This is a genomic window from Microcoleus sp. T3_A4 (assembly GCF_036700465.1).
In the GTDB taxonomy this organism is placed as follows: Bacteria; Cyanobacteriota; Cyanobacteriia; order Cyanobacteriales; family Microcoleaceae; genus Microcoleus.
The window spans coordinates 26915-32173 of sequence record NZ_JAUBOY010000066.1 but is presented as its reverse complement, the minus strand read 5'-3'; the positions used below and the strand labels follow the sequence as shown (position 1 = coordinate 32173).

Genomic DNA, 5259 nt, shown 5'->3' with positions numbered 1-5259 from the left:
ATGAACCCTAAACATTTAAGAAATTGGTTTGCTAATTGCTGCTACTGTACCTCATAACAGCGGGAAACGCTGTAATTATCATCTTTCGAGGCAATACAAGTGCGGTGCTTCCCCTGTATGCGGTGGGAGTTTTCACTTCTTTTACTCTCTCCCAATCGGGAATGGTAATTCACTGGTTTAAGGAACGAGGTAAAGGTTGGCAAGTTAGTGCTGTGATGAACGGTATTGGTGCAGTGGCAACAACGGGAGTTTTGGGTGTAATTCTCGCTACAAAATTCCTTTTGGGAGCTTGGGTTGTCGTAGTAACTATCCCGATCGTAGTCACTCTATTTTTAGCTATTCACCGACACTATCGGTATGTCGCGGCTCGGTTGAGCATTCAGGGAATAGAACCGAGGTCTTATCTTCGCAGACCTAGAGTTAAGACGGTGACACATCCGGCAGTGGTGTTAGTCGGGCAATTGCACCGGGGAACTTTCGAGGCCCTTGATTACGCTCGTTTAATTGCTGATGAAGTTGTGGCAGTTCACGTCGATATTGGTTTGACCGATCGAGAAAAATTACAATTAGCTTGGAAAGATTTGCAGTCAGATATTCCTTTGGAAATTCTGGACTCGCCTTACCGTTCTGTGAGTTCGGCTTTGACGCACTTTTTGACTTTGTTTGAAGAGCAGCGACCGGGAGTTTATTTAACGCTGATAATTCCGGCTTTTGTGACGCGAAATTGGTGGGAGGGACTGCTGCACAATCAAACTGCTTTCTTTTTGAAAGCGACTTTGCGGGCTAAAAAAAGTCGGGTGGTGACGACGGTTAGGTATTATCTTTAAGTGGGGAGGGGCAACCGTTTGCTGCTAGCAGAACTTCTGCGCTGGCAAGTTTTCGGGGATGTCGAAGCTCCCTTAGTATACGATTTGCCTCACAATATTACCTGAGCTGAAGGTGTCGGCTGGGTAACTGGCAAAGGCGCTTGTCCCGCACATTCTGGTCAGCCTGTAATTGTACCGGGTTCGATGGGCGCGCCGTCTTATTTGCTGGTTGGTTCGGGGAACGATCGATTTTTGCGGCCTCTCACGGTGCCGGCAGAGCGCGATCGCGCTTCGATATGAGTCGCAAAGGTGTTGACAAAACTGACTGCGCTTTGGGATTAACTGGCGTAGATTGCATTACCGGGCGCGAAGAACGCAGAATCGAAGAAGCACCGGCCGCTTACAAGCCAATTCAACCAGTAATTGACGTTCAGGTTGAGGCGCAAATAGTTGGTGTAGTCGCTAAAATGAAGCCAGTGTTAACGTTTAAAGCCTAGGAACCGGGCATTTGAGAATTAAAAATTAAACAAGGGTAAGGTGCGCGCCGAGCACCCTACTAATTTTTAATTCTCGGCCCTATTTCCCATTCCCCATGCCCTATGAATGATTCTCAAGCATCACCAAATCCATTAAAACCTGTCCATCCCCTAAAGCGGCTGCTGAAGTACGGCCGCCGTTACCGCCTGAAAGCTTGGCTGGCAAGTATCTGTTCGCTGCTGAATAAATTCTTTGATTTAGCGCCACCAGCATTAATCGGTATTGCCGTTGATGTGGTGGTGAAACAGCAAGATTCTATCCTCGCTGACTGGGGCATAAAAGATGTCTTTTGGCAACTAGCAATTATTACTTTTGTGAGTTTGATTGTTTGGACCTTGGAATCTGTTTTTGAATATGCCTATGATTATTTGTGGCGCAATTTGGCTCAGGATATTGAACACGATTTGCGTCTGGAAGCTTACAGCCATTTGCAGGAATTAGAATTAGCTTATTTTGAAGAACGCAGCACGGGCGGTTTGATTTCTATTCTTAATGATGATATCAATCAACTCGAACGTTTTTTGGACGACGGTGCTAATGAGGTGATTCAGGTAATTACCACTGTTGTTGTGATTGGCGCGGCTTTTTTTGCTGCCTCTCCTGGTGTTGCTGGGCTGTCAATGCTGCCGATACCTTTTATTATTTGGGGTTCGATCGCCTTTCAAAATCGCCTTGCTCCTTTCTATGCTGACGTGCGGGAAAAGGTGAGTTTTCTGAACGGACAACTGTCGAATAATTTGATGGGAATTACTACTATTAAAAGTTTTACTTCCGAAGATTATGAAATTCAGCGCATCGAAGCACAAAGCCAAGCTTACCGCCAAAGCAACCGACGGGCGATCGTACTTTCGGCTGCTTTTATTCCGCTGATTCGGGTTGTGATTTTCTTGGGGTTTATTGCAACGCTATTTCTGGGCGGTTTGGAGGTGGTGGCGGGCCGGTTGTCTGTGGGAACTTACAGCGTTTTGGTGTTTTTGACCCAGCGGTTGCTGTGGCCGCTGACTCGCCTGGGAGATACTCTGGATCAATACCAGCGCGCCATGGCTTCTACTAATCGGGTGATGAATTTGTTGGATACTCCGATCGCAATTCATACGGGTGATATTCGGCGGCCTGTTAGTTCGATTAAGGGTGAGTTGGAATTTAAAAATGTTACTTTTTCTTACAATCAAAGAAAGCCGATTTTGCAGTATTTTTCTCTGACTCTGCCTGCGGGAAAAACTACTGCGATTGTTGGCGCTACTGGTTCGGGAAAAAGTACGCTGGTGAAACTAATCTTGAGGCTGTACGAGGTACAGCACGGCAATATTTATCTCGACGGTATAGAACTAAATAACCTGAATTTAAAAGATTTGCGGAGAGCGATCGGATTGGTGAGTCAAGATGTGTTTTTGTTTCACGGTACGGTGGCAGAAAATATTGCTTACGGCAGTTTTGAGGCAACTAATCGAGAGATAGTAAATGCTGCTAAAATTGCGGAAGCGCACGAGTTTATAGCCCAATTGCCGGACGGTTACAACACTATTGTAGGGGAACGCGGTCAAAAATTGTCGGGGGGGCAGCGGCAGCGAATTGCAATTGCGCGGGCTGTTTTGAAGAATCCGCCGATTTTGATTCTTGACGAAGCTACTTCAGCGGTGGATAACGAGACTGAGGCGGCAATTCAGCGATCGCTCGAACGAATCACCAAAAATCGCACTACAATTGCGATCGCCCACCGTCTTTCTACTGTCCGCAATGCCGATTGCATTTGTGTCATGGAAGAGGGGCTGGTGGTAGAATCGGGGCAGCACGAACAACTGATCGAACAGGACGGAATTTATGCGGCGCTCTGGCGTGTGCAATCTGGTATAAGATAGAAACGCAGCGGTTTTGGGTAATTGGGAATTGCTAATTTGTAATTGGGGATGGGCCATTGGGCATGGGTAACTAATGACAACAGTCAACAGCCAACTGCCAACCGCCAACTGCTAACTGACAACTGACTGCAAAATATTAGTTTCTACAAGCAAGAAGAGAAAATGTTTCTATTTGATAGCCCTGAGTCCAAACCCAACGAAAATAGCTGGAGCCGCAAATTAGATAAATTCGTGAAAGCTAATCAAAATGAATTGGCTGCTTTGGCTTGGGGGCTATTTCTGGAAAGGGGAGAGGAAAGCGAGGAGATTTTGGCAATTGATGTTGCAGAAACTGCGCGTTTTGTGTATTGTAAGAAAGAGGCGGTTGAGGAGTTGAACCGTCAAGTAAAAAGTCATATTCAGGAAGTTGTAGGTGTGTTGAATGCTCACAAACCTGAGACAGAAGTGGCGATTTTGGCGATCGGCGAAGGTCAAATTAAGTTAATTCTTTTTGAACCTAAGCCTGAACCTCCTGTTTGTTTTGAGGAAGCCGCAACAGATGTTGATACATTGTTGGCTAAGCTCGAACAGCAGATGGTTGAATGTATGAAATGATAAGATTACTCGGATCTTGAAATCGCGTCTACACAAACGAAGTCCGAGCAGAGGGGGACTAAGAAATGAAAGGAGTATTTAAGCCTCATTTAGTATCAGTTGTCCGAGGGCTTGGATGACGCTGGAACGGACTTCTGGCGAGGTGTCTTTGAAGGCTTTAACTAATGTGGGCGCGCGACATCTCCTATTTTTCCCAGTGATTCTGCTGCTTTCGCCCTGACAGCGGGGCGGGCATCCTCTAGGGCGGCGCACAAGGTGTCTAGCACCATCTGATAGTATGCGGGATTTTGAATCATGCTGTTAGCCTCGGGTTTGCATAGAGCTTACTGCTGTTTTATTTTACCTCTTGCATCTCTGTCAGGAACAGGCATCTTGCCTGTTCCACAAAGAGTAAATTTTCTTCTGGGGTGGGCGTCTCGCCCGCCCTGAAAGCCTTATTAAAAATGTTGCAATATTTCACCAAACTTTTGGGTTGGCTGGCTATTTCACGTCTTCGGATACGCCTTCAATGAAGGCAACAAGTCCTTTGCCCCAGGGGTTTGATTCGGTGAAGTGTTCGCCAACTTTTACCGCTGCTTTTTTGCCACCGTTGTAAAGCCGTTTGACGTTGATTAGGTTTTGCCACTCGATGGGTTTTTGCTCTTTGATTTCCTTAAATTCTGCATCAATAATATTGCGTGCTTGTTCCTCGTCTTGCACTTCTGTATGCTTTTTTTCTAATGCCTGAATGATTTGCACCACTGCATTGAGTGCAGCTTCAGGGGAGGATTGCTGGGCGGTGAAGGTGATATTTTGGGCTTGATTGCCGTGGTTATCTCCGAAGTTGAAAGGGGCGTGGAAAGTAGAATTGGAGAAGTCTTGGGTGGGTTTATCAGACATTTCTTTTGTTGTTTTGTAGATTTGCTGAGTGGTTTCGTCAATGTTAGCAAGGATCTCGTTTGGTTGGGGTGGTTTGGCTGGGTGCGGTGCTAGGGACAACTGACGTATCGTGTAGTTATAGTATTCGCAGGTGGCTTGGATGGCAAGGATGAGGCCGTGAACTTCTTTGCCGGATTCGGAGGGAATTAAGGTGAGGAGGTGCGGGAGATAGGGGACGACTCCTTCTGTGTGCTGCTTAGTGATTTTGCCTAAGGTATATGCTACATTCCTACGCACATCCGAGTTTGAATCTTCAAGGAGTTTAAGTAATCCGGAAATGGCTGCCTTGTCACCGATTTTGCCTAAGGCATCTGCCACATTCTTACGCACATAACGGTTTGAATGTTCAACAATTTTAAGTAATCCGGAAATTGCTGCCTTGTCACCAATTTCGATTAAAGCATCTATCGCACTCTTACGCACATCCGAGTTTGAATTTTCAACAATTTTAAGTAATCCGGAAATTGCTGCCTTGTCACCAATTTTGCATAAGGTCTCTGCCGCATTCCTACGCACATCAGAGTTTGAATCTTCAACAAATTTAA

Annotated in this window: 6 protein-coding genes and 1 pseudogene; 4 read left to right on the top strand and 3 right to left on the bottom strand. The window is 46.0% G+C overall.

The window, feature by feature from the left end:
* Positions 1–35: 35 nt before the first annotated feature.
* The 4 genes and pseudogenes from QUA07_RS26810 (at position 36) to ccmS (ending at position 3796) form a co-directional block, all read left to right on the top strand.
* Positions 36–827, top strand: a complete 792-nt coding sequence (locus QUA07_RS26810; RefSeq protein ID WP_333331409.1) for a hypothetical protein — start codon at positions 36–38, stop codon at positions 825–827.
* Between the two features lie 168 nt (positions 828–995).
* A pseudogene (locus QUA07_RS26805) lies at positions 996–1303 on the top strand (RtcB family protein).
* Positions 1304–1405: 102 nt separating this feature from the next.
* Positions 1406–3202 carry an ABC transporter ATP-binding protein gene (locus QUA07_RS26800; protein WP_333331407.1) on the top strand — a complete coding sequence of 599 codons (1797 nt, stop codon included), beginning with the start codon at positions 1406–1408 and terminating at the stop codon, positions 3200–3202.
* A gap of 162 nt (positions 3203–3364) precedes the next feature.
* Positions 3365–3796, top strand: coding sequence for a beta-carboxysome assembly chaperone CcmS (ccmS, locus tag QUA07_RS26795; RefSeq protein ID WP_333331404.1), 432 nt, complete (start codon positions 3365–3367; stop codon positions 3794–3796).
* Between the two features lie 78 nt (positions 3797–3874).
* On the opposite strand, the gene QUA07_RS30175 is transcribed toward ccmS, so the two are convergent.
* The 3 genes from QUA07_RS30175 to QUA07_RS26785 form a co-directional block, all read right to left on the bottom strand.
* Positions 3875–3997, bottom strand: a complete 123-nt coding sequence (locus QUA07_RS30175; protein ID WP_445300132.1) for a HEAT repeat domain-containing protein — start codon at positions 3995–3997, stop codon at positions 3875–3877.
* Positions 3958–4092, bottom strand: a complete 135-nt coding sequence (locus QUA07_RS26790; protein ID WP_333331401.1) for a HEAT repeat domain-containing protein — start codon at positions 4090–4092, stop codon at positions 3958–3960. The genes QUA07_RS30175 and QUA07_RS26790 overlap by 40 nt, the downstream gene beginning before the upstream one ends.
* Positions 4093–4276: 184 nt before the next feature.
* A partial coding sequence (locus QUA07_RS26785) for a HEAT repeat domain-containing protein (protein ID WP_333331398.1) occupies positions 4277–5259 on the bottom strand: 983 nt, incomplete at its 5' end.

Excerpts from the sequence above, each read along its gene's own strand:
- ccmS (WP_333331404.1), top strand. The coding sequence starts at position 3,365 with ATGTTTCTATTTGATAGCCCTGAGTCCAAACCCAACGAAAATAGCTGG.
- QUA07_RS26790 (WP_333331401.1), bottom strand. The coding sequence starts at position 4,092 with ATGATTCAAAATCCCGCATACTATCAGATGGTGCTAGACACCTTGTGC.
- QUA07_RS26800 (WP_333331407.1), top strand. The coding sequence starts at position 1,406 with ATGAATGATTCTCAAGCATCACCAAATCCATTAAAACCTGTCCATCCC.